Origin of the sequence: Serinicoccus shuyuelongi, assembly GCF_045032955.1 — a bacterium.
Taxonomy (GTDB): domain Bacteria; phylum Actinomycetota; class Actinomycetes; order Actinomycetales; family Dermatophilaceae; genus Ornithinicoccus.
In genome coordinates, this window is the sequence record NZ_JBJFZU010000002.1 from 479,037 (window position 1) to 504,182 (window position 25,146).

Sequence of the window (25,146 nt, forward strand, 5' to 3'; positions counted from 1 at the left end):
ATGCCCTCCCCACCGGCATTCCCCGATTCCCCGGACGTCGAACCCGGGCGGCCCCGGCTCCGCTCGGAGCGGGACGGGGTCGTCTCGTTGACCGGCCTGGACACGTTGCCGCCGGACCTGGACGCTGCCGCGGCGGTGGTGAGCAGCCTGCTCGAGCGGGCCTTCGGCGAGGGCCAGCACCGGGTCGAGGCGGAGATCCGGGTGGACGACGCGGCCACCCGCCGGGCCCTGCAGCGGGCCGGGCTGCGGCCGGAGGGGACGGCGCGCGGCCGGCGGCTGGGGAGCGGCGGCATACCCGTCGACGTGCTGCGCCTGGCCCGGCTGGCGACCGACCCGGCACCCGGCGACCCGGGTGCCTTCCTCGGGATGCTCAACGCCACGCTGCCACGCAAGCGGGTGATCGCCCAGGGTGTCATCACCGACGACGAGGGTCGGTTGCTGCTCTGCGAGCTGACCTACAAGGACCACTGGGACCTGCCCGGCGGGGTGGTCGACCCCGAGGAGTCCCCGGCCCAGACCCTGGCGCGCGAGCTGCGGGAGGAGCTGGGCGTGGACCTGGAGGTGGGTGACCTACTGGCCGTCAACTGGCTGCCGGTCTACCGGCAGTGGGAGGACGCGATGCTGCTCGTCTTCGACGTCGGCCGGCACCCGGACCTCGCCGACCGCGCCCAGCTGCAGCCGACCGAGCTGCGCGGGCTGCACTGGGTCGCCGCCGACGACGTGGACGCGCACGTCGCGCCCTACGTCGCCCGGATGGTCAGGTCGCTCCAGCACCGCGAGCCGGGTGGCACGGTCGTCCTGGAGGACGGCTCACCCCGGCACGACGAGACGCTCTGACCGGCACGACGAGACGCTCGGTCGGGCAAGTGGAGACGCCCGGTCGGGGTGAGGGTCAGGCCTGGGGGAGCGGGGTCGCCAGGGCGGCGTCGAGGGCGATGGTGATCATGTCCGCGAAGGTCTGCTCGCGCTCGGTCGCGGTCGTCTCCTCGCCGGTGACGATGTGGTCGGAGACGGTGCACACGGCCAGCGCCTGCCGGCCGTGCTGGGCGGCCAGGGTGTAGATCTCCGCGGCTTCCATCTCGACGGCGACGACGCCGTACTCGACGACCTTGGCGGTCAGCTCGGGCCGGGAGTGGTAGAAGCTGTCCGAGGAGAAGACGGTCCCCACCAGGTGCGGTGCACCGGCGGACTCGGCCGCGGTGACGGCCGCCCGCAGCAGCCCGAAGTCGGCGGTCGCCGGGTAGTGGTAGCCCTGGAACCGGAGGCTGTTCATCGAGGAGTCGGTGGCGGCGGCCTGCGCGATGACCACGTCGCGCACCTTCAGCCGCTCGGTGAGCGCCCCGCAGGAGCCGACCCGGACGAGCTGCTGCACGTCGTACGACGCGATCAGCTCGTTGACGTAGATCGAGGCGGACGGCTGGCCCATCCCGGTGCCCTGCACGGAGACCCGCTCACCGCGGTAGGTGCCGGTGAAGCCGAGCATCCCGCGGACCTCGGAGTAGCACTGCGCGTCCTCCAGGAAGTTCTCGGCGATCCAGCGGGCCCGCAGCGGGTCGCCGGGCAGCAGGACACGGGGGGCGATCTGACCGGGCTCGGCCGCGATGTGGGTGCTCATCCGCACCAGTATGCCGCGCAGGTCCAACCGCCCGCCGCGCCCCCGACGACCCACCCGGTGGGGCCTGCCCGGCGTGTCTCATGGTTCTCTCCTCCGGAGGTGGTCGACTGCAGTGCGAGGACGAGGAGGTCACCATGTCGGCACCGGAGCCGCAGGACCGGACCGTGCGCGCGCTCACGCTCGTCCAGGAGGCGGAGCAGGCCTCGCCCGCCCTGCCGGTCGCCCGTCGTGACACGTGGTTCGTCTCCACCGGGAATGCCGCCCGGCGCCCGGGTATGCCGCCTGCCGCGGCGTCGCTCTACACGTCCGCCCTGCGGGGGTCCTGGGTCGGACTCCCGGTGCGATCGCACCGGGCCAGGGTCGCCGCCGACGCCGTCCTGCTGGCGAAGATCAGCCCGGCGCAGGGCATCAAGCTGCGCGCCGCCTACGCACGCCGGGGCCTCAGCCTGGCCGTCCAGCCCCGGGCCGCGGCGCGTCGGATCGACAACGCCGTGCGTGCCCACGAGGTGGTGGCCGCCGTCGACCCCACCCTGATGCCCGCCCTGCGGGACCATGGGCGGCTGCCGGGTGGGGCGGCATACCTGGTGGAGGACTGGACCCAGGGGGTCCCGCTGCCCGGGACCCGCACCGTGCACCTGGCCGCGCCCGAGCTGCTCGAGCGGCTCGGCGCCGTGCACCGGAGCTTCGGCATCACCGAGGTCGCCCTGGGTGAGCACTGGGGGGAGACGTTCGCGGAGCGGTGGACGGACACCGGGGCCACCGGCATCGTGCCGGAGTCCGCGCACGCCCGGGTCGCGGACCTGCTGCAGGACCCCACCAGGACGCTCGCCCGGTCCTGGTGCCACGGGGACCTGGTCATGTCCAACATGCTGCGGGTGGGGGACCGGCACACCCTCGTGGACTGGGAGCACTCCGGGCCGGCGCCGGTGATGAGCGACGTCGTCAAGCTGCACCTGTACTCGGTCGAGCCGGAGCGGACGGTGCGGGACGTGCTGGCGGTCTGGGCAGACCTGCCCGGCGGGTTCACCCCCGCCGAGCAGCTCGTGCTCTCGCACGCCCGGTCGATCAGCGCGTACCCGACCCGGCGGGTCGTGACCGAGGCGCAGGGCCGCGGCCAGATCTACGAGCGCCAGGTGCGGCGCCAGGTCGAGCGGTTGCAGCAGGTGCTCGACCTGAGCTGAGCACCCTGCCCGGGTACCGTCGAGGGATGCGACGCTCCCGAGTCCTGCTGGCCACCGGCGCCGCCCTGGCCCTCGCCGCCTGCACGGGTGGGTCGGACCCCGACCCCGCGCAGGACCCCGCCGGCTCGTCCGCGTCAGCACCGGCTGCGGCCGACGAGGGCGCTGACGACGAGGAGCCGGCCACGACGCCGCAGGCCCCCACCGACGACGCCGAGGACGCCACGACGCAGGACACGGGCGACACGCCGTCGGCAGCGGCCACGATCCCGGCCCTGGACGTGGAGGTGGTGATGGAGGGCCTCGACATCCCTTGGGACGTCCAGCCGCTGCCGGAGGGCATGGTGCTGGTCACCGAGCGCGGCGGACGGCTGCTGGCGCACGAGGACGGGCAGACCCGCGAGGTGGCCCTCGACATCCCGGACCTCTTCGTCGGCTCGGAGTCCGGGCTGATGGGGATGGCGCTCTCCCCGGACGTGGCCCAGGACGGCACGATCTACCTGTGCCACGCCACCGCCGAGGGCGGCGCCCCGGCGGACCTCCGGGTCACCCGCTGGGTGCTGGACGAGGAGGTGAGCACCGCCGAGATGGACGGGGTGGTGGTGGCCGACCTGCCGATCACCTCCGGCCGGCACGGGGGCTGCCGCCTGCTGCTGCACGAGGACGTCCTCTACGTCGGCACCGGGGACGCCGCCGACGAGGAGAACCCGCAGTCCCTGGACTCCCTCGGGGGCAAGGTGCTCGCCCTCGACCCCGACGGCGGCCCGGTCGCCGAGGCGCCCTTCGTCGACGGGGACCCGCGGATCCTCACCTACGGTCACCGCAACGTGCAGGGCCTGGCCGTGCAGCCCGGTAGCGGGGACGCCACCGTCTGGTCGGTCGAGCACGGCTCGGACCGTGACGACGAGGTGAACGTGCTGGAGCCCGGGGCCAACTACGGGTGGGACCCGGGTCCGGGCTACGACGAGTCCGTCCCGATGACCGACCTGGAGGCCTTCCCGGACGCGGTCGAGGCGGCCTGGAGCAGCGGTGAGCCGACCCACGCCACCAGCGGCGCGGTGTTCCTCGAGGGCGAGCAGTGGGGCGCCTGGGACGGCGGGCTCGCGGTCGCCGAGCTCCGCGGCACCGGGGTCACGGTCTTCACGGTCGACGGGGAGCAGGTCACCGACGAGCAGCGGATGGCGGAGCTGGACGGCAGCCACGGTCGGCTGCGTTCGCTCACCCTGGACGCCGACGGGGCCCTGTGGGTGACCACCTCGAACGGCGGCACCGACCAGGTCCTGAAGGTCACCCCCCAGGGGTGAGGGCGGCCTCGATCCGGTCGGCGGCCCGCTGCGGACCCCGCTCCGCCCGCACCCGCTCGCCCACGGTCGCCGCGCGCTGCACCACCGCGGGGTCGGCAGCCTCCTCGAAGGCCGCGCGCAGCCGGTCGACCGACGCGACCGCCACCGGCACCGGTGCGGCCGCCACCCCGATCTCGTGCACCCGCCGCGCGAAGAACGGCTGGTCCAGCGCGAAGGGCACCACCACCTGGGGCACCCCTGCGCGTAGCGCCTGCGCGGTGGTCCCGGCGCCCCCGTGGTGCGCCACCGCCGCCATCCGGGGGAACAGCACGTCGTGCGGTGCCTGGTCCAGGAAGTGCACCCGCTCGTCGTCCTCCTCGGCCAGCCCGGTGCCGCGCAGGGCCACCACCCGGTGTCCCGCGGCCAGCGCCCCGTGCACGGTATGCCGCAGCGCGGCCCGGGTGACGTCCAGGCTCTGGCTGCCGAAGCCGGCATACACCGGGGGCGGACCCGCGGCCAGGAAGTCCTCCAGCCCACGGTCCAGCTCGGTGCCGGGCGGTGACTCCAGGAAGGGGTAGCCGGTGGTGCGGACCCGACGTCCGCTCACCCGGCGCTCGGTGATGACCTCCGCGGTGTGCGCCACGAAGGTGGGCAGCGCCACCGCGCTGCGCAGGGCGCGGACCGGCCCCGGGCGCGGGACACCCATTCCCACCAGCGCGGAGACCACCGGTGCGGTGACCGCCGCGGCCGGGCGCAGGCTGCGCAGTCCGGCCACGAGGTTGCGCCAGGACCGTCCCGGCCGGACGGCGAACATGCTGGCGTCGCCCCAGCGCGAGGGCAGGGCCGGCACGAAGAGCATGAGGACGTGCGGGCGCGGGTCGGCGGCGTCCATCTGCAGCACCATGCCCAGGGTGAGCGCGGTCGCGACGACGGCGTCGTAGCGCGGCCACAGCCCGACGATGGCCCGGGCCAGCTCCGGTGCCATCGCCTCGGCCTGCCGCTGCAGGGCGGTCAGCTGACCGGGCACCCCGGTGCCGGCCATCGCGGCCGAGACGTCCCCGGCCCGGTAGATCGCCATCGCGTCGACCTCGACCTCCTCGACGGTGACGCCCTGACCGGTCAGCCACGGGACGAAGTCGGTGGACGCGCTCACCGCCACCTGGTGGCCGCGGCGCTCCAGCTCCCGGGCGACCGGGATGATCGGCTGGTAGTCGCCGCGGCTCCCGCCGGCCAGGATGACGATGCGCATACCCCCAGTGTGGACGGGGGCGCACCAGGCCGCACCGTCGGCGATCACCTGGGGGCGGAGGACACCACCCGCCCGCCCGCGTCGCCCGCGCCCGGTCCCAGCTCGACCAGGTGGTCGGCGGTGGCGACCGCGACCGGGTCGTGCTCGGCCAGCAGCACGGTATGCCCGCCGTCGGCGAGGGCGTGCAGCTGCGCCAGCAGCCGGTGCACGTCGGCCGGGTGCAGCCCGGTGGTCGGCTCGTCGAAGAGGTAGAGCGTCGCGCTGCGCCGCTGCTTCTGCAGCTCGGTGGCCAGCTTGATCCGCTGGGCCTCGCCGCCGGAGAGCTCGGTGGCCGGCTGCCCCAGGGTGAGGTAGCCCAGGCCGAGGGCGTCCAGCGCCGCCAGCGCCCGGGCCGCCGGGGGGATCCCGTCCAGGGCCTCCCGGGCCTCGCGCACCGTCATCGCCAGCAGGTCGGCGACGGTATGCCCGTGCCAGGTCACGGCCAGGCTCTCCTCCGCGAACCGGGCGCCGCGGCAGCGGGGGCAGGGGGCGTACGCCCCGGGCAGGAAGAGCAGCTCGATCGCGACCGCGCCCTCCCCGGTGCACTCTGGGCACTGCCCGGCGGTGGTGTTGAAGCTGAACCGTCCCGGGCCGAACCGGATGGCCTTGGCCTCCGGGGTCGCCGCGAACGCCTTGCGGACCGCGTCCCACAGGCCGGTGTAGGTCGCCAGGGTCGAGCGGGGGGTGCGCCCGATCGGGCGCTGGGTGATCCGGACCACCCGGCGCGGCGCCCCGGTGCCGCTGGTGCCGACCTGGCCGAGGGCAGTCACGTCCGCGTCCTCGCCCTCGTCCTCGTTCTCCTCGTCCGCGGCGTCGGGCAGGTCCTCCACCGTCGCCAGCCGGGCCCCGACCACGTCGTGCACGGCGTCCAGCAGGCTGGTCTTGCCCGACCCGGAGATGCCGTTCACCACGGTCACCACCCCGAGCGGCAGGTCCAGGTCGAGCCCGCGCACGGTGTGCCGGTGCAGCCCGCGCAGGGCCAGGGTGCCCGTCGGGGGACGCGGCCCGGTCCGCTCCCCGAGCACCAGGGCGGGGTGCACCGGCTCGTCCAGGAAGGCGGCGGTGGGGGAGGCCGGGGTCGCGGCCAGCTCGCTGACCGGGCCGCTGCACAGCAGCTCACCGCCCTCGCGGCCGGCGCCGGGACCCACGTCCACCACCCAGTCGCAGCGGCGGACCACGGCCATGTCGTGCTCGACCACGACGACCGTGTTGCCCGCCTCGACCAGGGCGCGCAGCAGCGCCACCAGCTGGTCGACATCGCGGGGGTGCAGCCCGGCCGAGGGCTCGTCCAGGACGTAGACGACCCCGAACAGGCCGGAGCGCAGCGCGGTGGCCAGCCGCAGCCGTTGCAGCTCGCCGGCCGAGACCCCGGTCGCCGGCCGACCCAGCGAGAGGTGCCCCAGGCCGAGGTCCTCCAGCAGCTCCAGCCGGCCGACCAGGTCCTCGAGCAGCACCCGCTCCGCCTGGGCGGCGGCCTGTCCCGTGGAGGCGGTCCCGGTCCCGTGCTCGTCGTCGACCCGCCGTCGCCGTTCCTGGAGCCGGCGCAGCAGCTCCTCGACCGGCAGCGCCGCCGCCTCGTCGATCGCCAGACCGCCCCAGCGCACGGCCAGCGCGTCGGGCCGCAGCCGGCGACCCTCGCAGGTGGGGCACGAGGACGTCTGTACGAAGCGCAGCATCCGGCGCCGGGCGGTCGCGCTGCGGCTCTCGGCCAGGGTGCGCCGCACGTAGCGCGCAGCCGAGCTGAACGTGCCCTGGTACGGCCGGTTGATCCGGTCCGCGTCCCGGGTCGGCACCACCGTGACCACCGGCTGCTCGTCGGTGAAGAGGATCCACCGGCGGGTCTCGGCGGACAGCTCCCGCCAGGGGGCGTCGATGTCGTGCCCGAGGGTGGCGACGATGTCGCGGTAGTTCTTGCCCAGCCAGGCCCCGGGCCAGGCGGCGATCGCGCCCTCGGCGATCGAGAGCGACGGGTCGGGCACCATCGAGTCCTCGGTCGGCTCGTGCACCACCGCGACACCGCCGCAGCCCGGGCAGGCACCGACCGCGGTGTTCGCGGAGAAGTGGTCGGAGTCCAGCCGCGGTGCACCCGCCGGGTAGTCACCGCAGCGTGACCACAGCATCCGCAGCGTGGATCCGGTGGTGGTCACGGTGCCCACGGTGGAGCGGGCCCCCGCACCGCCGCGCCCCTGCTCCAGCGCGACGGTCGGTGGAAGCCCCCGCACGTCCCGCACCTGCGGGTCGACGGCGGTGTGCAGCAGCCGCCGCGCGTAGGGGGCGACGGAGTCGAGGTAGCGGCGCTGGCTCTCGCCGTGGATGGTGCCGAAGGCCAGGCTGGACTTGCCCGAGCCGGACACCCCGGTCACCGCGACCAGCGCGTCCCGCGGCAGGTCCACGTCGACGTCGCGCAGGTTGTGCAGGCGTGCCCCGCGGACCTCGATCAGACCGTTCATGCCGGTCACGGTATGCCGCGTCACCCGCGACCGTCACGCCCCGGTCCGCTGCCGGGTGCCTCGTCGGACCCGTCGTCCGGTCCTTCGTCCCGCGCGGCGGGCCCCCGCCCCCACAGCTCGATCAGCCGCGGGGTGAGCCCGAGGGTGGTGACGTCGGAGGAGGTCTCGATGCCGGCCCGCCGGAAGGCGGTGAGCACGGCCCGGATCACGTCGTCCCGGGCCTCCTTGGTCTCCAGCTGGCGGGCGCCGGACCAGAAGCGCAGCTCCAGCTCCACCGCCCGGGTGCCCACCGCGGTGAACAGGGCCTGCGGCGGCGGGTCCTCCAGCACGGCCGTCAGCTCGCGCATCGCCAGCACGGCCACCGAGCGGACCTCGTCCAGGTCGTTGTCGTCGGCGATCTCCACGGTGATCGCGCTGCGGACCTGCTCGAACCCGGTCTGCACGACGACCGGGTTCGAGTGCAGGGTCCCGTTGGGGATCAGGACGAGGCGCCCGTCGAAGGTGCGGATCGACGTCGAGCTGAGCCCCATCTGCACGACCGTCCCCGCGTGGTCCAGGACGGCGATCTGGTCGCCGACGCCGAACCTGCCCCGGCCGAGGATGACGATCCCGGCGAACATGTTGCCCAGCACCGTCTGGAAGGCGATGCCCGCGGCGATCGAGATGATGCCGACCCCGCCGAGGATGTTCACCGGCCGCACGCTGGGGAAGAGGACCGTCAGGGCGGCACCGACGCCCAGCGCGACGACCAGCATCCCGGCCAGCCGGCCGAACACCCTGGCCGACTCGGCGCTGCGTCCGCGCCACCCCAGGATCCCGCTCACGGCCAGCCGGGTCAGCTGCCCGAGGATCACCGCGCCCAGCAGCACCACGCAGGCCAGCCCGAGACCGGTCCAGGTCACGTCCGGCAGCACCAGGGCGTCACCGGGTGAGGCCGCCGGCCAGGCGGCTGCGGCGCTCATGCCCCGCCCCCGCCGGGCATCCGCTCCACCTCGGCGGCGGCCTCCCGGGCCAGGCGTCCGGCGACCTGCCCCCAGTGGTCCAGCACGGGGGCATACCCCGGCAACGCCACCGGGCGCAGGGCATCGATGACGTCGCCCACCTGGCGGGGCACCTGCAGCGACTCCTCGGCGTAGTGCAGCAGCTCCTCGAGCGACAGGTCGACGAGCTCGCTCACCCGCTGCGGACGGTGCACCAGCCGGACCTGCCCCTCGTGCTCGAGGACGCTGGGCAGGTCCCGGCGGGTGATGAGCAGCCGGAGGATGCGGTGGATCTCGTCGGTGACCTGGCTGGCGGTCGTCGGGTCGTTGATGCCGGGGCTGAGGGCTCGTTCGCCGATGTCCACCAGCTTGCGCACGCCCAGGGCCGGGTCCTGGTTGAAGACCCGGTCCTGCTCCACCACGACGCACCTGCGCACCGCGTCGAGGTCGTGACGACGGGCCAGCTCGGCGTGCGTCCCGTCACCGGTCGGGTCGGCCGCGTCGGCGCCCAGCACGAGCACCCGCTGCGGCAGCGGCAGCCCGAAGATCCGCAGCGCGGGCGTGCCCTCGGTGACGAACCGGCCGACCGGCAGCAGCACCTCGACCACGGCGTCGTGCTCGACCGCCCAGTCGACCAGGCGCCGGTGGGCCACCTCGACCACGTAGCCGTGCTCCTGCGCCTCCAGCACCAGCTGCGGCTCCGCGGGCGCGGGGTCCCAGGCCGGCTGAGGGCGCAGCGCGGCCGGTTCGTCGGCGGCCGGGAAGTAGCGGTCGACCACGTCCACCGTGGAGTCGCCCAGGTGGGACACGATCGAGGACACCTGGATCGAGGTGGTGATGTGCTGGATGAAGGCGAGGAAGGTGCCGACGCTGGCCAGCACCAGCAGGAAGCCCACGGTGACCGAGATCTGCGGGACGAAGGACTCCTCGCCGGAGGCGCCCTGCACCGAGCGCAGCACCGTCAGGGCGTAGGTGAAGGTCGCCGCGAAGATGCCCAGGGTGGCCTGGGTGATCCGGCTCGAGAGGAAGTCGGTGAGCACCCGCGGGCTGAACTGGCTGCTCGCGAGCTGGATCACGACCATCGTGATCGAGAAGACGAGCCCGGTCACCGAGATCATCGCGCCGGCGATCGTGCTGAGCATCCCGCGCGCGCCGTCCGCGCCGCCCTGGAAGACGAACGGCAGGTGCTCGTCGACGGTCTGCTCCCACTCCGGCAGCAGCACCCCGACGACGGTGGCGACCAGCACGAAGGTCATCGGCAGCACCCAGAACGGCCGCCAGAGGCGGGTCCACCGGGTGGTGCGCCGCACCTGCGGCAGCACCCCGACGTCGTCGACGCTCTCGCCCGAGGAGGAGGCCCCGCTCACGCCGGACCACCGGTGCGTGCCTGCGGGTCGGCGGACCGGTCCGTCGCGCGACCGGGCAGCGCGCCTCGGTCCATCCGGGTCAGCAGCCGCAGCTGCGCCCGGCGCTCGGCGGCGAAGGTGCGCCGGGGCGAGGAGGTCCAGGTCCGGGTGAAGAGGGCCTTGGCCCTGCCCACCGCCTCCCGGTCGTGCTGCACCATCCCGGCGACCAGCTCCAGGGCTGCTGCCCGCGGGTCGTCCGCGACCCGGGTGGCCAGTCCGAGCTCGTGGGCCTGCGCACCGGTGACGGTGCGGGCGCTCATCGTCAGCTCCTTGGCGACGTCGGCGCCGACCAGCTCGACCAGGGCCCGCACCCCGGCCATGTCCGGGACCAGCCCCCAGCGGACCTCGCGGACCGACCAGGCGGCGTCCGCCGTGGTGGTCCGGAAGTCCGCCCCCAGCGCCAGCTGGATCCCCGCCCCGAGGCAGTGCCCGTGCACGACGGCGACCACCGGCACCGGCACCCGGCGCCAGGCCCAGCAGGCCTCCTGGAAGACGTTGGTTCCCCACCAGGGCCGCGGCAGGAACCGGCCGGCGATGGCGGCGGGTTCGCGCAGCGCGGCACGCAGGTCCAGGCCGGCGCAGAAGGCGTCGCCCGCCCCGCTGAGCAGCACCGCCCGCACCGTGCTGTCGCGGCGCAGGGTATGCGCGGTCCGGACCAGGTCGTCCAGCATCGGCAGCGTCATCGCGTTGAGCTTCTCCGGCCGCTGCAGCACCACCTCGACCACCCCGTCGGTGTCGCCGGCGCGGCGGACCAGGACGTGCTCGGTGCTGCGGGGCAGGGGTGAGGGGGAGGGCATACCCCGAGCATCGCAGAGGTATGCCGCAGCTCCCTCCGCGCACGTCCTCCCCACATCCTCCCCCGGACTCCCGGACATGAGCGAGGCGCCCACCGGATCCGGTGGGCGCCTCGCTCATGTCCGGGAGCGGGTGGCTCAGCTCTCGAGCGCCGCGTCCAGGCGGATCTCGACGCCGGTCAGGGCCTTGCTGACCGGGCAGCCGGCCTTGGCCTCCTCGGCAGCCTTGACGAAGGCGGCCTCGTCCAGGCCGTCGACCTCGCCGCGCACGGTCAAAGTGATCCCGGTGAGGCGGAAGCCGCCGGCCGGGTCCTCGCCGAGGGAGACGTCGGCGCTCACGTCGAGGGCCTGCGGGGTGCCGCCGGCGGCCGCGATGAGCGCGGACAGCTGCATGGCGTAGCAGGAGGAGTGCGCGGCGGCGATGAGCTCCTCGGGGGAGGTCGTGCCGTCGGCGTCCTCGGCGGAGCGCTTCGGGAAGGACACGTCGTAGGTGCCGACCTTGGAGCTGGCGAGCTCGACCTTGCCGGAGCCGTCCTGCAGGGTGCCGGTCCAGGCGGTGCGTGCGGTGCGAGTGGGCACGTGAGGTCCTTTCGAGAGGAAGTACGGTCCCCGGTGACAACGAGGGGCGCCACGGCAGCATTCCGGCGCCCGTTCTGCCACGATGGCGACGGTCGGTGTCCCGCCGGCCGACGGCCCGAGCACGGAGGACGCACATGCTGGCGGTGACGATGGTGACGATCGACTGCGAGGACCCGAAGGCGCTCGCCGAGTTCTGGACCCAGGCCCTGCAGACCGAGGTGGTCGCGGACCTGGAGGGCTACCTGGTGCTCGGGGGCAGCCCGGCGTTGGCCCTGCAGCAGGTCGAGGACCCGACCCCGGGCAAGAACCGCCTGCACATGGACCTGAGCGGCGGCGTGCGCACGGAGGAGGTCGCCCGGCTGGTCGAGCTCGGCGCGGAGGTGGTCCGCAACCACGACGTCGAGGGTTTCGCCTGGACGGTCCTGCAGGACCCCGCGGGCAACGAGTTCTGCGTCAGCGACCCGCACGGCGAGAACGACTGAGAGCGTTCAGCGCAGCCCGCTGCTCGCGAACCCCTGGACGAACCAGCGCTGGGCGACCAGGAAGACGACCACCATCGGCGCCACCGTGATCAGCGCGAACGCCATCGTTCCCCCGTAGTCGGCGCCGAACTGGCCCTGCAGGTAGAGCAGCCCGATCGGCAGCGTGTAGAGCTCGTTCTCGCGCAGCGCGATCAACGGCCAGGCGAAGTCGTTCCAGGTCTGCAGCAGGCTCATGAAGAAGAGCACCGCGATCAGCGGCCGGGACAGCGGCAGCACGATCCGCAGGAAGATCTGCCGGTGCCCGGCCCCGTCGATGCGGGCCGCCTCGATCAGCTCGCGGGGGATGCCGAGCATGAACTGGCGCGCCAGGAAGACCCCGAAGGCGGAGGCCGCGGTGGGCAGGATCACCGCCCAGTAGCTGCCGTACAGCCCGAGGTCGGTGACCAGCCGGAACAGCGCCACCATGATGACCTGCACCGGCAGCATCAGGGTGGACAGCGCCAGCAGCAGCAGCACCCCGGACCCGCGGAAGCGCAGGTGGGCGAAGGCATACCCGGCGAGCAGGTTGATGCTCACGATGATCAGCGAGGTCACCAGGGCGATCGCCACCGAGTTGCCGAACCAGGTGAGCACCGGGAAGGAGTCCAGAACCCGCTCGAAGTTCTCGGTCGTCACCTCCCGCGGCCACAGCCGCATCTGGCCGCCGAGCAGCTCGGAGCGGGTGGAGAGGGCGACGGCGACCATCCAGTACAGCGGGAACAGGATGACGAGCGCGGCCAGCAGCGCGCCGACCAGCCGGAGCGACGCACCGAGGCGTCGGCGACGGCGGGCCGCGCGCAGGGCGGGGGAGGGGGTCGGGGCGAGGGTGCTCACTCGGTGGCCTCCCGGAGCCGGTTGCGTCGCCACTGCAGAGCGGTGAACGCGAGCGTGGCCAGCAGCAGCACGACGCCGATGGCGGCGGCATACCCCTGGTCGCGGATGACGAAGCCGGTGTCGTAGGCATAGGTCACCAGCACCGTAGTGGCGTTCTGCGGTCCACCCCCGGTCATCACGAAGACGATGTCGAAGACCTGGAAGGAGTAGATGACGTTGAGCACCAGCAGGAAGAAGGACTGCGGCCGCAGCGCCGGGATCGTCACGTGCCGCAGCCGCTGGAAGCCGTTCGCACCGTCCAGGCGGGCGGCCTCGTAGAGCTCGGGGGCGACGCCCTGCAGCCCCGCCAGGTAGATCAGCATGTTGAACCCGACCCGCCACCACAGGGTCATCAGCACGATCGAGCCGAAGGCCGCCGGTCCGCTGGTCTGCCAGTCGATGCCGGGGAGCCCGAGGGCGGTGATGCTCTTGTCCAGGATGCCGCTGTTCTGGTCGAAGATCAGCACCCCCATCAGCGCGGTGGCCACGCCGGAGATCGCCATCGGCAGGATGAGCACGGAGCGGAACACCCCGCGGGCCGGCAGCGCCGAGTTGAGCAGCACCGCCAGCCCGAGCCCGCCCAGCATGGACAGCGGGGTGACGACGGCGGTGAAGAGCAGGGTGTTGAGGGTGGCGCGCCAGAAGGTGCCGTCACCGAACAGCCTCAGGTAGTTGTCCAGACCGACCAGGACCCCGTCGCCGAAGCCGTCGGTCTCCTGCAGGCTGATCCAGAAGGCTCCTCCCAGCGGGAGGAAGACGAAGAGCCCGAGCAGCGCCAGGGTGGGCCCGGCGAAGAGGTATGCCGCGACCGTCTCCCCGCGGGGCCCCCGCCGCCGGGTCGGCCGGTCGTCGGCCGTCGCGGTGCGGCTCACCCGACCGCCGAGGCGATGCCCTCGTCCATCGCCCGCACGGTCTCGTCGGCGTCGCGCTCACCGACGAAGGAGGCCTCGAGCTCCTCCTGGAGCACCGCGATGATCGCGGACATGTCCGGGGAGGCGACCTGGCCGGAGTCCTCGGGGAGCACGCTGCCGGCCTGCTCGATGAAGACCGTGGACAGCTCGGGACGGACCGCGAACTCGATGCCCTCCTCGACCAGGTCGGCGCGGGTGGGCAGCAACGACGCGCCGGCGCAGAACTCGCGCATCGGGTCGGCGTTGGTGACGAAGTCGAGGAATGCCGCGGCCAGCTCGGGCTGCTCGGTCTGCGAGGTGGCGACCAGGGCGTTGCCGCCGAAGTCGCTGGCGGAGCGGACGTCCCGCGGCGGGTAGGTGGCGGCCCACTCGCCCTCGAAGGTGCTCTCGGCGTCCGGGATGAGGAAGGCGCCGGCGAAGACCATCGGCACGGTCTGGGCGAACCAGCTGTCCGCGGCGTAGGTGGAGGAGCGGATCGAGTTGGTGGGCGGCACCCAGCCCTCGCGGAAGAAGCTGGTGGTGAACTCCACCGCCTTCCGGGCGGCGTCCGAGTCGATGGCCGAGGCGCTCAGGTCCTCGGTGAGGAAGCGGCCGTCGGCCTCGAAGAGCCAGGTCAGCCACCGGGTCACGCCGTTGCCCTGCCAGTTGTAGGCGAACGGGTACTGGTCCTGCGGCAGCGACTCCCGCAGCCGGGCGGCCACGTCGGCGAACTCCTCCCAGGTCCAGGCCTCGTCGATGCTCTGCGGGACCTCGATGCCGGCGTCGGCCATCGCCGCCACGTCGTAGAGGATCGCCGTGGTGTCCGTGTGGTGCGGAACCCCGAACGGGGACCCCTCGCTCTGCACCGCGGCCCAGGCCTGCGGGGTGAACCGGTCGCCGAAGCCGTCGGGCAGGTGGCTGCCCAGGTCGAGGAGCTGACCGCGCCCGGCGTAGCTGCCGAAGGTGTAGTAGGGCACCCGGAAGATGTCCGGCGGGGTGTTGGCCTGCAGCTGGGCGTCGATGTTGGTGAACATCTGGTCGTAGGGGACGGCGTTGAGGTTGACGGTGACGCCCTCGTTGGCTGCCTCGAAGGCGGTGATCGCGGCCCGGAAACCGGCCAGCTCGGCATCGGTGCCCCAGGTGGTGAAGTCCAGGGTGCCCTCGGCGGCCGCCCCGCCGCCGCCGGACCCGCCCTGGGTGGAGAAGCCTCCGCAGCCGCTGAGGGCGACCGGGGCGGCGACCGCGCCCATCGCGGTGAGGAAGTGACGTCTGCTCAGGCTCATCGGGATCTCCAGGGGGTGAGGGAGCACCTCAGCCCCAGGGCAGGTGCGTCGTCGTACAACTTCTGTCAAAGGTTACGACCGCCATGGTGGGTGCGCAGGTCGAACGCGGCGGCGGCCTACCCTGGTGGGGTGAGCGACGACAGCACCCCCCTGGTCCTGCTGCACGGTGTCGGTCAGGCGCCGATGGCCTGGGAGGACGTCGTGGTCTCCCTCTACGGCAGCCGGCCGCTGCTCACCCCCTGGGTGCCGGGACTGAAGCCGACCGAGACGCAGCTGCTGCCGCTGGAGCAGGGCGCCGCGGCGCTGGACCAGCAGCTGATGCTCGAGGGGATGCAGCAGGTGGACGTCTGCGGACTGTCCTACGGGGCCATGGTCGCGACCCGGCTGGCCGCCGACTTCCCGGAGCGGGTGCGCCGGCTGGTGCTCATCGCCGGGCAGGTGCGGCCCCCCAAGCTGGCCCTGCGGGCGCAGTCCGCGGCGCTGAAGATCGTCCCGGCCTCGCGGCTGGCGGACTCCGGGGTGTCCAAGGAACGGCTGCTGCTGGCGCTGGAGCAGGCGCGGGCCATCGACCTCAGCGACGTCCTGGCCAGGGTGCAGGTGCCGACCCTGGTGCTCGTCGGCGCCAAGGACAAGGCCAACCAGCCGGGCGCCCGCGCGCTGGCCCAGGGCATACCCTCGGCGCGGCTGCAGATCGTCGAGGGGGCCGGGCACGCGCTGAACGTGGACGCCCCGGCGGCGCTCGTCGACCTCCTGCGCACCTTCCTCGACTGACCCCACCCCCACTCTTCCCTCCCCTCCGCCCACCCCCGACCGGGCGAGCGTTCTGTTCCGACCCGGCGAGCGTTGTGTTCCGACCGGGCGAGCGTTGTGTTCCGACCGGGCGAGCGTTGTGTCGCCTCAGCCGACCCCGAGGAACTCCCGGATCGCGGGCATCTCCCGCCGCGCCTGCTCCAGACCGAGTTCGTGCGCGGCCCGCAACCTGCCCACGTCGCGCTCGCCGTTGCCGACCGGCATCCGCTCCGGCACGAAGAGGTATGCCGAACCCTGCGTCTCCAGCTCCCACAGCTCCTCCCGCACCGCGTTGTACCGGGCCGGCCTCGCCGCCAACGCCTCCGGGACCGCGGGGAAGCGCCTGAAGTGGCGGCGCAGGTACCAGTCCCCACGCTGCGCGGCCTTGCGGTATGCCCGTTCCTGGGTGAGCACGACCAGAAACCGGCGGTAGCCGTCCGCCCTGGCCGCGTCCAGCGGGATGCCGGCGGAGCTGCCCAGCGCCCCGTCGACATACGTCCGCCCGTCCACCTGGACCGGCGGCATCACCACCGGCATCGTCGAGGAGGCGCGCACCCTGACCATCAAGGAGTGCAGGTCGGGTAGGTTCTCGCGGCCCCAGTACACCTGCTCGCCGCTGAGCGCGTCGAACGCCCCGATCCGCACCTGCGCAGGGTCGGCGGCGAAGGTGCCCCAGTCGAAGGGCAGCGCCTGCCCCGGCAGCGAGGTCTCCTCGTAGATGTACCGGGCGTTGAACAGGCCCTGGCCCCGTGCGAAGGTGCGCCAGTCGCCGAACCGCGGGTCGGCCGCGAAGTCGGTGAACGAGTGCCGCGCCCGCCACGGGTCGTGGGAGACGTAGTTGCACGTGTTGCTGGCGCCCGCCGAGATGCCGCCCACCCACGGCAGGTGCAGCCCGGCCTCGACCAGGGCGACGACCATCCCGGAGGTGTATGACGCCCGCATCCCTCCGCCCTCGAAGACGAGTGCGGTGTCGGTCGCCGCGGTGTCGCTCACGTCGTCCTCCAGGGGTCGGGATCGTCCAGCTCCACGGTACGTGCGTGCACGCGGCGATGAGTCGTGGCGGTCCCGGTGGTCGGACCATCCATGAACGCTGCTGACAACCCCGCACCTGGGTCCTGAGACATGGGCCGGCTGATCTACTCGGTGATCTGCTCGCTGGACGGATTCACCGCCGACACCGAGGGTCGTTTCGACTTCGCGATGCCGGACGAGGAGGTGCACCGCGACGCCAACGCCCAGATGGAGCCGGTGACGCTGCAGCTCTACGGCCGCCGCATGTACGAGCTGATGACCCCGTGGGAGAACGACCCCGGGCTCATCGCCTCCTCACCGGAGGCGACCGAGTTCGCCACCCTCTGGCAGCGCTCCGACAAGGTCGTCTTCTCCACCACCCTCCAGGAGACGTCGACCCGGCGCACCACGTTGGAGCGGTCTTTCGACCCGGTGACGGTGCGTGCGCTCGTCGACGACGCCGACGGCGAGGTCACCATCGACGGCCCCACCCTCGCCGCGCACGCGCTCCGGGCCGGGATCGTGGACGAGGTGCGTCAGGTGCTCCTCCCGGTCGTGGTCGGCGCCGGGCTGCCGGTCTTCCCCGCCGACGTGCGCCTGGACCTGGAGCTGCTGGACCAGCGACGTTTCCGAGGTGGCGCGGTGGCTCTGCGGTATGCGGCGCGGCGGTCGTCGCCCGACCGCGACGTCGCCGCGGAGAACCCGTCCGCGAGCTAGCCGGTCACCTGCGCCAGGGCGTCCGCCGCCCGGACCAGTGCCAGGTGGCTGAAGGCCTGCGGGTAGTTGCCGGCGTGCCGCTTCTTCACCGGGTCGTACTCCTCGGCGAGCAGGCCGACCTCGGAGGTGATCGAGACCAGGTTGTCCATCAGCGCGGTGGCCTCCGCGACCCGCCCCACGTGCGCGTAGTGCTCGACGAGCCAGAACGTGCAGATGAGGAAGGGTGCCTCCTCACCGGCCAGGCCGTCGGCACCGTCGGTGAGGTAGCGGCGGACGAAGCCGTGGTCGTCGACGAGCTCGGCCTCGATCCGGCGCACCGTGCCGACCATGGCGGGGTGGTCGTGCGCCACGAACCCGGTGTGCGGCAGCTGCAGCAGCGAGGCGTCGACCGTGCTGCCGCCGTAGGTCTGGGTGAAGGAGCTGGTCTTCTCGTCGTACCCGCGCTCCCAGATCTCGGCCTCCAGCTGGGCGCGTCGCCGCTCCCACAGCTCCACGTCGCCGGGCAGCCCGTGCTCGGCGACAGCGCGCAGCCCCTGGTCGAAGGCGGCCCACATCATCACCCGGCCGTGGGTGAAGTAGTGCGGGTCGCCGCGCATCTCCCAGATGCCGTGGTCCATGGTGTCGAAGTTGATGTCCAGGTAGCGGAGCAGCGTGCGCTGCAGCGACCAGGAGAACGAGTCACCCGGCCCGCTCAGGTCGCGCAGCTGGGCCAGTGCCAGCATCACCTCGCCGATGACGTCGGCCTGGTACTGGGTCACCGCACCGTTGCCGACCCGGACCGGGCGGGAACCGGCATACCCGGGCAGGTGGTCGAGCTCTCGCTCGGGCAGTTGTCGGTCACCGTCCACGCCGTACATGATCTGCAGGTCCTCGAAGTCCCCGGCGACCGCCCGCAGCAGCCAATCCCGCCAGGCGGTGGCACCGCCGTCCAGCCCGTGCACGAGCAGGGCCTCCAGGGTGAGCGCCGCGTCCCGCAGCCAGCAGAAGCGGTAGTCCCAGTTGCGTTCCCCGCCGAAGTCCTCGGGCAGTGACGTCGTGGGCGCCGCGACGATGCCGCCGGTCTCCCGATGGGTCAGCGAGTTGAGAACCAGCAGCGAACGTCGGACATAGGGGGCGTAGGGGCCGTCGGTGCTGACCTGGGCGGACCAGGCACGCCAGCGGGCGATGGTCTCCTTCAGCGCCTGGTCGGGCACCACCGCGGCGGTCGGCTCCTGCCACGAGTGGCTCGAGGTGAGCACCCAGCACACCGACTCGTCGGTGCCCAGCTCGACGCTGCCGGTATGCCGGTGGTCCTCCGGCGTGGGCAGCGGCCCGCTGAGGTGCACCTGGCTGGCACCGGCCACCGCGGCCAGCAGGGTGGCGCCCTGGTGCTCGACCCGGCGCACCCACGGGACGACGCTGCCGTAGCTGAAGCGCAGCGCCAGCTCCTGCTCGACGGTCACCCGCCCAGCGGTGCAGGTGACGGTGCGCACGACCTGCGACCCGTGTTCCAGGACCGGCATGAAGTCGGTCACCGTCGCGCTGCCGCCGGGGCCCTCCCAGTGGGTGCGCAGCACCATGGTGTCGCCCTCGTAGTGGCGCTCCACGACCCGACCGTCGCGGATCGCGACCTTCCAGTGCCCGTTGGTCTCGTCCCCGAGCAGCGCGCAGAAGACGGCGGGCGAGTCGAACCTGGGCACGCACATCCAGTCGATGCTGCCCTCGCGGGAGATCAAGGCTCCGGTGCGTTGGTCACCGATCCACGCGTAGTCCTCGATCGGGGACGGCACAAGCTGCTCCTCAGGGTGCGACAGGGTGGGCGTCCACTCTCACACATGCCGCTGGTAGACCAGACCGAGGACGCCGCCGGGGTAGGCGACCGAGCTCTGCAGGTGCCACGGCGCCTGCAGCAGGGGTCCGGTCGCCAGGGGCCGTCCGGCGCCCATCAGGACCGGGACGACCCGGAGCCACAGGGCGTCGACCGCACCGGCGGCGAGCAGGCTCTCGCCGAGGGTGATCGACCCCCAGACGACGACGTCACCGGCATACTTCCTGGTCAACCGACGGGCGACCTCGACGCCGTCGCCGCGTTCCACGGTCGCCGGCTCGTGCTGCCCCCAGGGGGCGGCGTCCAGGGTCGAGGAGACGACGTGCTTGGGGGTGGCGTTGATGAACGGGGCGATCTGCTGGTCCTGCGCCGTGGTGGTCGGCCAGAACTCGGAGAAGAGGCGGTAGGTCTGTGCGCCGAGCAGGATGGCGTCGCAGGTCCGAAGCCGTCGCAGCTGGTCCGCCATGGTGGCACCCAGACCCCCTCCTGCGTCGTGGAAGCCCAGGTCGCCGTCCGCGGCGGCGGTGATCGCGTCGATGCTGATGACCATGTCCAGGATGAGGGTGCCCATGGTGGTTCGACCACGCCCCGCGCCTGGCTCATCGGTCAGGGTCGCCGAGGGCGATGATGGCAGGGTGTCGGTATGCGCAGCCGTCACGTCAGCCAGGTCATCGCGGTGCCGCCCGCCGTCGTGTATGCCTTCGCCGCCGAGCCGGACAACCTGCCGCGGTGGGCGGCCGGGCTCACCGGGGCCGAGGTCGAGCGCTCCGGCGACACCCTGCTGGTCGAGTCACCGATGGGACGGGTCACGGTGCGCTTCGTCCCGCGCAACGACCTCGGCGTCCTGGACCACGACGTGACCCTGCCGTCCGGGACCACCGTGACGAACCCGGTCCGGGTGCTGGCCCACCCGGAGGGCTGCGAGGTGGTCTTCACCGTCCGGCAGATCGAGCTGACCGACGAGGAGCTCGAGCGGGACGTCGGGATGGTCCAGGCCGACCTTGCCCGGCTGAAGCAGATCGTCGAGCGCGAGGGATGAGGGCGGAGCCGCGGGTCAGGCCTGGGAGGACGACCCTGTCCTAGGGTGGGTGTGATGGAGGGGATCCAGACGCAGGTGCCGCTCGACGACCAGCAGGAGGCCGCCGCCCGGAGGTGGTGGTGGTGCCGGTTGGTGCTGCTGGTCGGGATGGTGGGGCTGTTCGTGGCGATGCTGCTGACCGGGACGAGACCCGCGAGCCTGCAGGAGCTGGACTCCCGGCTCAGCTCCGGGAGCCTTTCCCAGGTCGAGCTCGTCGGGGCCCTCTCCCCGGAAGCCCAGGGACGCTCCTTGGTCGAGATCCGCTGGCACGACGGGCTGCTGCCCAGGTACACCGAGGTGTGGCAGGAGTCGTCCGGGACGGAGCCCGACGGGTCGGTCGGGTATGCCAATGATGACGATCTCCCCGTCGTCCGCGGGGACGTGGTGGAGAGCCTGACCGCGCAGACCCCGGACGGTCGACTGTCGGTCACCGACGGGGGCCAGGTGCGCGAGTCCCACGGCAGCCTTTACGACTGGAAGGTCCCCGTCTGGCTGGCGATGATGGGCATGGCGGGCGGGCTGGCGACGCTCGTGATGCTGATCACCGGACAGGAGCCGAGACTGGCCACCCGGTGGGCCTGGTTCTGGCTGTTCGTCGGCACCGGCTTCCTCGCCACCGTGGTCTACCTCGTCCTCGGGGTGCGCCGACCCGGGCAGGGCCCTCCGGAATCCCGTCTCACCGGAGGCTGGGCGTTCCTGGTCATGCTGGTGATCCAGGCGACCTGGCCCTGGTGGACCCATGGATGACTACCTCGCTCTGAACGCCGCCAACTGGGACGCCCGGGCCGACACCCACATGGGTCCCGGCGGCTACCGCGTCGAGCTCCTGGACGACCCGGAGTGGCTGTCGTCCGTCGTCCGCTTCGACCTGCCCCGGCTCGGCGACCTGCACGGCTTGGACGCGGTGCACCTGCAGTGCCACCTGGGCACCGACACCATCAGCCTGTCCCGTCTCGGGGCGAGGATGACGGGAGTCGACCTGTCCAGCCGGTCGCTGGCCCATGCACGCGACCTCGCGCAGCGCGCCGGGGCCAGGATCGACTACGTGGAGGCCGACGTGTACGCCGCGCCCGACGTCCTCGACGGCCGCACCTTCGACCTCGTCTACACCGGCATCGGCGCCCTCTGCTGGCTGCCCGACATCCGCCGCTGGGCGGACACGGTGGGGCGGCTGCTGCGCCCCGGTGGCCGCCTCTTCGTCCGCGACATCCATCCCGTCCTCAACTCCGTGGTCGGGCTCGTGGTGCGGGACCACCACCCCGACCGGGACCAGCAGGAGTGGATCAGCGGCCCGGGTGCCGCCACCCCGGCGCTGGAGCTGCCGTACTGGGAAGAGCAGGCCGGGCTGACCTGGTCCGACGAGGTCTCCTACTCCGGCGAGGGCCCGGTCGCCTCGCCGGTGTCGCGGGAGTGGAACCACGCGCTCAGCGAGATCGTCATGGCGGTGCTGGGGGCGGGGCTCACGCTCGAGCTGCTCCAGGAGCACGACTCGGTGCCGTGGGACGCCCTGCCCGGGCTGATGGTGGAGGACGACCTCGGTGAGCACCGGCTCGCGGACCGGCCGCACCGGCTCCCGGCCAGCTTCACCCTGGTGGCGCGGAGGCCGTGACCGACGGCCGGGCTCAGCGGGGTCTGCGGTGGAGGAAGACCTCCGTGCGGTGCGGGAGCAGCAGGTCCTCGCGGCCTGCCGTGTCGGGGTCCCGGTCCAGGATGTCCTCGACCTGGGCCATCATCTGAGCCCGCAGCGGGCGAGGTGCGGACAGAAAGGTGCTGACGGTGGACCAGCGCTGCAGGTACTCGTGCCGGGTGAGGTGCTCCTCCCAACGGACGGCCGTGGCGTCGACGGCCTGCAGTCCGGGCAGCTCCTCCTGCCGCGGCGGATCCGACCGCTCGACCAGGGGCATACCGGGATGTGCGACCTGGTGGGCGGCCACGTCCCAGGCGCACGCCGGGTCGGGGGTGTTCCACAGCAGTCCCAGCCGGCCGCCCGGGCGCAGGACACGGACGATCTCGGCGCAGGCCGCCTCGCGGTCGAACCAGTGGAAGGCCTGCGCGACGGTCACCAGGTCCTGGCTGTCAGCCTCCACCGGCAGGGCCTCCGCTGACGCGAGGTATGCCCGGACCTCCGGCAGCTTCGCGGTGAGCACGGCGAGCATGGCCGCGGACGGTTCCACCGCGGTGACTCTCCGGGTGCGGGTGACCAGGAGCTCTGTGAGCTTGCCGGTCCCGGCCCCCAGGTCGAGGACGGACTCGAAGGGCTGCGGGACGAGCAGGTCCAGCACTGCGGCCGGGAACCCAGGACGGTGCTGCTCGTAGTCGGCGCCGATCCCCTGGAAGCTCCGTGCCAGGGTGGGCATGTCCGGTGCTGCCGGCCCATCGCTCGCGTCCATCGGCTCAGTCTGACCGTCCCGTCGAGCTGCCGCGGACGGCGACTGTCCTCGCCGCTCGCTACCGTCGGTGCATGGCCACGCACTGGACCCTCGGGGGCGACGCGAACGACCCGCACCTGCTCGCCGCGTTCTGGGCCGCGGCGCTGGGGTATGTGCCGGAGCCCGGCTATGACGAGCCGGACGGCGCCTCCATCGTCGACCCCGACGGTGCGGGGCCGGCGATCGGGTGGCTGAGGGTGCCGGAGACGAAGGCGGCGAAGAACCGGCTGCACGTCGACATCCGGGTGGCGGGTGAACCGCCGTGGGACATGGCCGAGAGGGAGCGGCTGATCCGGGCCAAGGTGGACGCGCTGGTCGACCTCGGAGCCATCCGCATCCGTGAGGAGCAGTACGACGGCGTGCTGGGTCACGTCGTGATGCACGACCCCGAGGGGAACGAGTTCTGCGTGGCCTGAGGCGGCTCTACCCGGCGAAGGCGGGGCAGTCCCCCGGCTCCGCCGAGTAGTGGAACCAGGCGGGGAGGTCGTCGACATACGCGCTGCTGATGTCGGGGTTCCCGGCGGAACGCCAGTCGATGATCCCGTCGATCTCGGCCTCGTGCTTGCGCCACTCGAACCAGTTGATCATCTTGATCTGCGGAAAGTCGCGATGAATCACCGGATCGGTGAGCTGTCGCCACCAGGCCTGTTTGATCTCGAGCTCGCCGTCGCCGCCACCCTCGGGGACGTAGAGCGCCGCGGTCTCGGGAATGGCGACCGGCTTGTCACGGCTCACCCCGTACTCGGCGTAGAAGTCGGGCACCGCGGTGTCGTCGCCCCCGGCGCCGTCGTAGGTGCCGGTGAGCTGCTCCAGGAGCTTCCCCTGCTCGGGCAGGACGTTCGCGCCCCACGGGTAGCTGTTGCCCCAGTGGTAGAGCGTCATCCCGACCCAGTCCACCGCGTCGTCCCCCGGGTAGTAGGGGGCGTAGCTGTCGTCCCGTCCGTCGACCTCGCCGTCGCCGTTCGTGTCGAGCTCCCGGTGGTCGGCCGAGCCGGGGACGGCCTCGTGGGCGCCCCCGTTGAACGGGTAGCCACCCCCGTAGTTCGGTGCCCACATGGTGGCGCTGCCCGGGGCCGAGCGGTGGATCGCGTCCGCGACCCGGCGGAACGCGGTCCGGTAGGCCTCCGGCTGCTGACCCCAGGGGTACCAGGACCCGTTCATCTCATGGGCGAAACGCACGATGACCGGCACCCCGTCGCCGTTGAACCCGTCCAGGAGCGTCGCCAGCTCGTCGGCCAGCTCCTCGGTGACGGCGTCGAGCCCTTCGTGCGGTTCCAGCGTCAGCAGCAGGACGCCCCCGTTGGCACGCACCTGGTCCTTGGCCGCGGTGATGTTCTCAACGTCGGTGGCCGACAGCGGAAAGGGTGCGAAGCTCACCGCCACCGCAGGACGACGGCCGAGCTGGTCGGCGTACTCCGCCAACGTCTCGTCCCCCCAGTCGAGGTTCACCCCGGCGAGCACCCCGGACGCCGGCGCCAGCTCGCTCCCGGCTGGTTGCACGCAGTCCCCGCCGGAGGAGCCGGCCCCGGCGCCCTCCGCGTCCCCGAGAGGTGTCGCACACCCCGACAGTGCGAGGGTCAGCACGGCAGGAATGCCCAGGTGATGGCGAGAAAATGACACTGCCTCATTCTACCGTTTCCCAGAAAGATTCCTGATACCCACATTCCGGGGCGACATGGTCGATACTGCGGTGGACCCATTCCGGCAGGAGGACGTGTCATGACAGCGGAGCAGAGACGTGCCCGACCCGGGCGGGCAGCGACCTTCTTCCTCGCCCTCCTGCTCGGCGCCGCCATCTGGGGTGCCTGGCTCGGGTGGGACCGGCAGTACTACCTCGACCCCGGCTCCGGCACGATGCAGGGCCCGTACCGCCCGGCCCAGGTCGTCGGCTGCGGCCTCACCTTCCTCCTGGTGACGGCCGCGCTCGCCTCCCGCTGGCGCCCGGTCGCGGTGGCGCTCGGGACCACCGCGGGCTTCTGGCTCGTCTGGACCGTGGACGCCGCGTCGCAGGATCCGACCGGGCTGTTCCTCGTCGGGTCGATGATGCTGATGGTCGGGCTGGTGTCGGGCAGCGCCCTCGCCGCCCTCGTCGGGTATGCACTAGGCTCGCGCGCAGACCGACGGCCCGGCTGACGTCCGGACGGACGCGGGGGCGGGTCCCGGCATACACTCACC

The 25,146-nt window shown here is 72.8% G+C and carries 26 protein-coding genes; 11 read left to right on the forward strand and 15 right to left on the reverse strand.

From position 1 onward, the window contains the following. Positions 1-837: an NUDIX hydrolase gene (locus ACI3EY_RS02480; protein ID WP_405039295.1), complete on the forward strand. Its 837-nt coding sequence runs from the start codon at positions 1-3 to the stop codon at positions 835-837. A gap of 55 nt (positions 838-892) precedes the next feature. On the opposite strand, the gene deoD is transcribed toward ACI3EY_RS02480, so the two are convergent. Then, entirely contained in the window at positions 893-1,615 is a 723-nt protein-coding gene (deoD, locus tag ACI3EY_RS02485; protein WP_405039296.1) for a purine-nucleoside phosphorylase, read from the reverse strand. A 134-nt stretch (positions 1,616-1,749) separates the two neighbouring features. Here deoD and ACI3EY_RS02490 point away from each other — a divergent pair, with 134 nt between their 5' ends. Next, a complete protein-coding gene (locus ACI3EY_RS02490; RefSeq protein WP_405039297.1) occupies positions 1,750-2,796 on the forward strand; it encodes a phosphotransferase in 1,047 nt (348 codons plus the stop codon). A gap of 26 nt (positions 2,797-2,822) precedes the next feature. Further along, positions 2,823-4,097 carry a PQQ-dependent sugar dehydrogenase gene (locus tag ACI3EY_RS02495; RefSeq protein ID WP_405039298.1) on the forward strand — a complete coding sequence of 425 codons (1,275 nt, stop codon included), beginning with the start codon at positions 2,823-2,825 and terminating at the stop codon, positions 4,095-4,097. Here the strand turns inward: ACI3EY_RS02495 and ACI3EY_RS02500 are convergent. The 6 genes from ACI3EY_RS02500 to ACI3EY_RS02525 all read right to left on the reverse strand — a co-directional run bounded on the left by ACI3EY_RS02500 (position 4,081) and on the right by ACI3EY_RS02525 (position 11,573). Then, positions 4,081-5,325: a glycosyltransferase gene (locus ACI3EY_RS02500; RefSeq protein ID WP_405039299.1), complete on the reverse strand. Its 1,245-nt coding sequence runs from the start codon at positions 5,323-5,325 to the stop codon at positions 4,081-4,083. The two genes, ACI3EY_RS02495 and ACI3EY_RS02500, sit on opposite strands and share 17 nt — an antisense overlap. Before the next feature lie 44 nt (positions 5,326-5,369). Further along, positions 5,370-7,814: an excinuclease ABC subunit UvrA gene (locus tag ACI3EY_RS02505; protein WP_405039300.1), complete on the reverse strand. Its 2,445-nt coding sequence runs from the start codon at positions 7,812-7,814 to the stop codon at positions 5,370-5,372. A gap of 20 nt (positions 7,815-7,834) precedes the next feature. Continuing rightward, a complete protein-coding gene (locus tag ACI3EY_RS02510) occupies positions 7,835-8,776 on the reverse strand; it encodes a mechanosensitive ion channel family protein (protein ID WP_405039301.1) in 942 nt (313 codons plus the stop codon). Continuing rightward, positions 8,773-10,161 carry a DUF2254 domain-containing protein gene (locus tag ACI3EY_RS02515; RefSeq protein ID WP_405039302.1) on the reverse strand — a complete coding sequence of 463 codons (1,389 nt, stop codon included), beginning with the start codon at positions 10,159-10,161 and terminating at the stop codon, positions 8,773-8,775. Before ACI3EY_RS02515 ends, ACI3EY_RS02510 begins: the two co-directional genes overlap by 4 nt. Next, positions 10,158-10,997 carry a crotonase/enoyl-CoA hydratase family protein gene (locus ACI3EY_RS02520; protein WP_405039303.1) on the reverse strand — a complete coding sequence of 280 codons (840 nt, stop codon included), beginning with the start codon at positions 10,995-10,997 and terminating at the stop codon, positions 10,158-10,160. Before ACI3EY_RS02520 ends, ACI3EY_RS02515 begins: the two co-directional genes overlap by 4 nt. Before the next feature lie 135 nt (positions 10,998-11,132). Continuing rightward, positions 11,133-11,573 carry an OsmC family peroxiredoxin gene (locus ACI3EY_RS02525; RefSeq protein ID WP_405038722.1) on the reverse strand — a complete coding sequence of 147 codons (441 nt, stop codon included), beginning with the start codon at positions 11,571-11,573 and terminating at the stop codon, positions 11,133-11,135. Between the two features lie 134 nt (positions 11,574-11,707). Between ACI3EY_RS02525 and ACI3EY_RS02530 the strand changes: the two genes are divergently transcribed. After that, positions 11,708-12,055 (forward strand): VOC family protein, encoded by a 348-nt coding sequence (locus ACI3EY_RS02530; protein WP_405039304.1) that lies wholly within the window; start codon positions 11,708-11,710, stop codon positions 12,053-12,055. A gap of 6 nt (positions 12,056-12,061) precedes the next feature. On the opposite strand, the gene ACI3EY_RS02535 is transcribed toward ACI3EY_RS02530, so the two are convergent. From ACI3EY_RS02535 to ACI3EY_RS02545, 3 genes are read right to left on the reverse strand one after another with little or no spacing between them, the layout of a single operon-like run. Further along, the gene (locus tag ACI3EY_RS02535; protein WP_405039305.1) at positions 12,062-12,928 is read right to left on the reverse strand and encodes a carbohydrate ABC transporter permease; all 867 of its coding nucleotides are present in this window, start codon (positions 12,926-12,928) and stop codon (positions 12,062-12,064) included. After that, on the reverse strand, positions 12,925-13,839 hold the full coding sequence (locus ACI3EY_RS02540; RefSeq protein WP_405039306.1) for a carbohydrate ABC transporter permease: 915 nt from the start codon (positions 13,837-13,839) through the stop codon (positions 12,925-12,927). The genes ACI3EY_RS02535 and ACI3EY_RS02540 overlap by 4 nt, the downstream gene beginning before the upstream one ends. After that, positions 13,836-15,140 carry an ABC transporter substrate-binding protein gene (locus ACI3EY_RS02545; protein WP_405038726.1) on the reverse strand — a complete coding sequence of 435 codons (1,305 nt, stop codon included), beginning with the start codon at positions 15,138-15,140 and terminating at the stop codon, positions 13,836-13,838. The genes ACI3EY_RS02540 and ACI3EY_RS02545 overlap by 4 nt, the downstream gene beginning before the upstream one ends. Before the next feature lie 129 nt (positions 15,141-15,269). On the opposite strand from ACI3EY_RS02545, the gene ACI3EY_RS02550 reads away from it, so the two are divergent. Then, positions 15,270-15,911: an alpha/beta fold hydrolase gene (locus tag ACI3EY_RS02550; RefSeq protein WP_405038727.1), complete on the forward strand. Its 642-nt coding sequence runs from the start codon at positions 15,270-15,272 to the stop codon at positions 15,909-15,911. Between the two features lie 126 nt (positions 15,912-16,037). On the opposite strand, the gene ACI3EY_RS02555 is transcribed toward ACI3EY_RS02550, so the two are convergent. Further along, positions 16,038-16,922 (reverse strand): patatin-like phospholipase family protein, encoded by an 885-nt coding sequence (locus tag ACI3EY_RS02555; RefSeq protein WP_405039307.1) that lies wholly within the window; start codon positions 16,920-16,922, stop codon positions 16,038-16,040. Between the two features lie 129 nt (positions 16,923-17,051). Here ACI3EY_RS02555 and ACI3EY_RS02560 point away from each other — a divergent pair, with 129 nt between their 5' ends. Continuing rightward, on the forward strand, positions 17,052-17,657 hold the full coding sequence (locus ACI3EY_RS02560; RefSeq protein ID WP_405039308.1) for a dihydrofolate reductase family protein: 606 nt from the start codon (positions 17,052-17,054) through the stop codon (positions 17,655-17,657). Here ACI3EY_RS02560 and ACI3EY_RS02565 read toward each other — a convergent pair. Next, positions 17,654-19,426 (reverse strand): glycoside hydrolase family 15 protein, encoded by a 1,773-nt coding sequence (locus ACI3EY_RS02565; protein WP_405039309.1) that lies wholly within the window; start codon positions 19,424-19,426, stop codon positions 17,654-17,656. The genes ACI3EY_RS02560 and ACI3EY_RS02565 overlap by 4 nt on opposite strands. Before the next feature lie 39 nt (positions 19,427-19,465). Then, positions 19,466-20,035, reverse strand: coding sequence for a dihydrofolate reductase family protein (locus tag ACI3EY_RS02570; RefSeq protein WP_405039310.1), 570 nt, complete (start codon positions 20,033-20,035; stop codon positions 19,466-19,468). A 72-nt stretch (positions 20,036-20,107) separates the two neighbouring features. On the opposite strand from ACI3EY_RS02570, the gene ACI3EY_RS02575 reads away from it, so the two are divergent. From ACI3EY_RS02575 to ACI3EY_RS02585, 3 genes are read left to right on the forward strand one after another with little or no spacing between them, the layout of a single operon-like run. Beyond that, a complete protein-coding gene (locus ACI3EY_RS02575) occupies positions 20,108-20,503 on the forward strand; it encodes an SRPBCC family protein (RefSeq protein ID WP_405038732.1) in 396 nt (131 codons plus the stop codon). A gap of 54 nt (positions 20,504-20,557) precedes the next feature. Then, positions 20,558-21,289 carry a hypothetical protein gene (locus ACI3EY_RS02580; RefSeq protein WP_405039311.1) on the forward strand — a complete coding sequence of 244 codons (732 nt, stop codon included), beginning with the start codon at positions 20,558-20,560 and terminating at the stop codon, positions 21,287-21,289. Further along, positions 21,282-22,151, forward strand: coding sequence for a class I SAM-dependent methyltransferase (locus ACI3EY_RS02585; RefSeq protein WP_405039312.1), 870 nt, complete (start codon positions 21,282-21,284; stop codon positions 22,149-22,151). Before ACI3EY_RS02580 ends, ACI3EY_RS02585 begins: the two co-directional genes overlap by 8 nt. Positions 22,152-22,164: 13 nt before the next feature. Here the strand turns inward: ACI3EY_RS02585 and ACI3EY_RS02590 are convergent, their stop codons facing one another. After that, complete coding sequence (locus ACI3EY_RS02590) at positions 22,165-22,932, reverse strand: class I SAM-dependent methyltransferase (RefSeq protein WP_405039313.1); 768 nt, start codon at positions 22,930-22,932, stop codon at positions 22,165-22,167. A gap of 71 nt (positions 22,933-23,003) precedes the next feature. Here ACI3EY_RS02590 and ACI3EY_RS02595 point away from each other — a divergent pair, with 71 nt between their 5' ends. After that, positions 23,004-23,387: a VOC family protein gene (locus ACI3EY_RS02595; RefSeq protein WP_405039314.1), complete on the forward strand. Its 384-nt coding sequence runs from the start codon at positions 23,004-23,006 to the stop codon at positions 23,385-23,387. 7 nt (positions 23,388-23,394) lie between these two features. Here the strand turns inward: ACI3EY_RS02595 and ACI3EY_RS02600 are convergent, their stop codons facing one another. Beyond that, entirely contained in the window at positions 23,395-24,591 is a 1,197-nt protein-coding gene (locus ACI3EY_RS02600; RefSeq protein ID WP_405039315.1) for a glycoside hydrolase family 26 protein, read from the reverse strand. 99 nt (positions 24,592-24,690) lie between these two features. On the opposite strand from ACI3EY_RS02600, the gene ACI3EY_RS02605 reads away from it, so the two are divergent. Then, entirely contained in the window at positions 24,691-25,104 is a 414-nt protein-coding gene (locus ACI3EY_RS02605) for a hypothetical protein (RefSeq protein WP_405039316.1), read from the forward strand. Positions 25,105-25,146: the final 42 nt, after the last annotated feature.

Coding starts and splice junctions, on each gene's coding strand:
- ACI3EY_RS02480 (WP_405039295.1), top strand. CDS start 1: ATGCCCTCCCCACCGGCATTCCCCGATTCCCCGGACGTCGAACCCGGG.
- deoD (WP_405039296.1), bottom strand. CDS start 1,615: ATGAGCACCCACATCGCGGCCGAGCCCGGTCAGATCGCCCCCCGTGTC.
- ACI3EY_RS02490 (WP_405039297.1), top strand. CDS start 1,750: ATGTCGGCACCGGAGCCGCAGGACCGGACCGTGCGCGCGCTCACGCTC.
- ACI3EY_RS02495 (WP_405039298.1), top strand. CDS start 2,823: ATGCGACGCTCCCGAGTCCTGCTGGCCACCGGCGCCGCCCTGGCCCTC.
- ACI3EY_RS02500 (WP_405039299.1), bottom strand. CDS start 5,325: ATGCGCATCGTCATCCTGGCCGGCGGGAGCCGCGGCGACTACCAGCCG.
- ACI3EY_RS02505 (WP_405039300.1), bottom strand. CDS start 7,814: ATGAACGGTCTGATCGAGGTCCGCGGGGCACGCCTGCACAACCTGCGC.
- ACI3EY_RS02510 (WP_405039301.1), bottom strand. CDS start 8,776: ATGAGCGCCGCAGCCGCCTGGCCGGCGGCCTCACCCGGTGACGCCCTG.
- ACI3EY_RS02520 (WP_405039303.1), bottom strand. CDS start 10,997: ATGCCCTCCCCCTCACCCCTGCCCCGCAGCACCGAGCACGTCCTGGTC.
- ACI3EY_RS02530 (WP_405039304.1), top strand. CDS start 11,708: ATGCTGGCGGTGACGATGGTGACGATCGACTGCGAGGACCCGAAGGCG.
- ACI3EY_RS02545 (WP_405038726.1), bottom strand. CDS start 15,140: ATGAGCCTGAGCAGACGTCACTTCCTCACCGCGATGGGCGCGGTCGCC.
- ACI3EY_RS02560 (WP_405039308.1), top strand. CDS start 17,052: ATGGGCCGGCTGATCTACTCGGTGATCTGCTCGCTGGACGGATTCACC.
- ACI3EY_RS02570 (WP_405039310.1), bottom strand. CDS start 20,035: ATGGGCACCCTCATCCTGGACATGGTCATCAGCATCGACGCGATCACC.
- ACI3EY_RS02575 (WP_405038732.1), top strand. CDS start 20,108: ATGCGCAGCCGTCACGTCAGCCAGGTCATCGCGGTGCCGCCCGCCGTC.
- ACI3EY_RS02580 (WP_405039311.1), top strand. CDS start 20,558: ATGGAGGGGATCCAGACGCAGGTGCCGCTCGACGACCAGCAGGAGGCC.
- ACI3EY_RS02585 (WP_405039312.1), top strand. CDS start 21,282: ATGGATGACTACCTCGCTCTGAACGCCGCCAACTGGGACGCCCGGGCC.
- ACI3EY_RS02590 (WP_405039313.1), bottom strand. CDS start 22,932: ATGGACGCGAGCGATGGGCCGGCAGCACCGGACATGCCCACCCTGGCA.
- ACI3EY_RS02595 (WP_405039314.1), top strand. CDS start 23,004: ATGGCCACGCACTGGACCCTCGGGGGCGACGCGAACGACCCGCACCTG.
- ACI3EY_RS02605 (WP_405039316.1), top strand. CDS start 24,691: ATGACAGCGGAGCAGAGACGTGCCCGACCCGGGCGGGCAGCGACCTTC.